General features: G+C 42.3%; 1 protein-coding gene. It reads right to left on the reverse strand.

What is annotated here, in order from left to right:
• Window positions 1-112: 112 nt before the first annotated feature.
• Window positions 113-1,738 (reverse strand): group II intron reverse transcriptase/maturase (ltrA, locus tag F6K46_RS39555; protein ID WP_366510902.1); only part of this gene is annotated, 1,626 nt, incomplete at its 5' end.

Below are 1,738 nucleotides of genomic sequence, written 5' to 3' on the forward strand. Positions count from 1 at the left end.
AATTAAACTAAGCCAGTAAGTCACCTTACTGACTCGTCTCCAAAACCGGACGTGAAAGTTTCCCCTCATCCGGCTCCTCGCGACGGAATCTCTTGTCAGTGGTACCTCTACATTAGAATGGGTTGTCATCTAAATTGACCTTCATTCTATGTTTTTCGTCGTGGCAATGTAGGTGGAGTAGCTCAAGATTTCTGAGTTGGTCGTTTCCACCTTGTGCGCGTGGTATTATATGATGCGTTTCCATTAAATCTCCTTCCTTGAAGGTAAGACCGCAATGTGAGCATTTCCCTTTCTGTCTTTTCAGAAGTTTTCCCTTCTGGCTAGTCATTTCAGGGTGTTTTGCCATTCGGTTGTTCCAGTACGTTAGGTCACCATCGAAGGGACTTCGGGTTTCTTTGACTTTTACGTGTCGGACGATTTTTGTCTTTGCGTATTTAGGTAGGTAATTATCCTCCTTTGTCATGAATACCCAATTATCTTTCTTTGGTGCGTCCCATGGATTCTTTGGTTTTTCAACCTTAGTCCCCCAGTACTTTTTATTTACCCAGGTTCTTGATTTGTTTGGATGTCTTCTGTATCCCCATCTTTGGAGTTTGTTCCAGAGCTTGTTATCTAACCCTTTGAAGGTTTCTTTACTGACCACAGAGCGGTTGTAATTACACCATCCTTTTATAATGGGTCTGAGTCGCCTGATGAGGGCTTCTTGGGGAGCGGCTCTGTATTTGTCTATGACTTTTGATAGCTGCTCCCAATGCTCCTTTACTCTCTTCTTGGATGGTTTGATGAGGGTCTTAAAACCTTGTTTTGAGTGGTTCTTACCTACCGGGTACTGCCTGATATTGAAACCAAGGAAGTCATATCCTTCTGTGGTGTGAACCAGTTTCGTTTTACTTGGTTTTAGTTCTAGGCCAATGTCATTTAACCATATTTCTATAATTCTCTGGCATTCTTCTACCACTTCTTTGGATTTATGCATAATGATGAAATCATCTGCATATCTGACGAAGTTTAACGCTTGTTTGTTTCTCGCTTTTCTACCGGGTAACATTTCGGCGTATTTATTAATTCGTTCTTCCATTCCGTGAAGGGCTATATTCGCCAAAAGTGGAGATATTATTCCACCTTGTGGGGTACCCTCTATAGTAGGAGAGAATGTTCCCTCATCCATTACTCCGGCTTTCAACCATCCTTTGATTAATCGCCTCATGGAAGGATAAGTATTTAATTTTGTGAGAAGTTTTTCATGGTTGATTTTGTCGAAGCATTTGGAGATATCGGCATCTAATACCCATTTGGGTTTTCGTGCGATTCCGGTGAATATTGCTTCGATGGCATCATGACATGACCTTCCTGGCCTGAATCCGTATGAGTTTGGTTCAAAGCGTGCTTCCCATTCAGGCTCTAATACCTGTTTGGTTAAGCCTTGTAGTGCTCGGTCGTATATAGTTGGTATTCCCAACGGACGTTTTTCATTTCGACCGGGCTTGTCAATCCAAACTCGGCGGGTTGGTTGAGGTTTTTTGTAAATTTTAAGGCTGGCTACTAAGATTAGGCGCTGCTTATTTTTCAAAGCTTTTCTCCCATCTATTCCGGCAGTCTTTTTGCCTTTGTTTTGTTGGGTTACCTTCCTTACCGCTAGCATTTTTCCTGACCAGGACTTCATCAGAGTCTTTTGCAGCTTTCTTACCACTCGAACATCACCACGTTGAGAGGCTTGGTATATCCGTTTTTGCAACTT

It is taken from the genome of Moorena sp. SIO3E8 (assembly GCF_010692445.1).
Classification (GTDB): Bacteria; Cyanobacteriota; Cyanobacteriia; order Cyanobacteriales; family Coleofasciculaceae; genus Moorena; species Moorena bouillonii.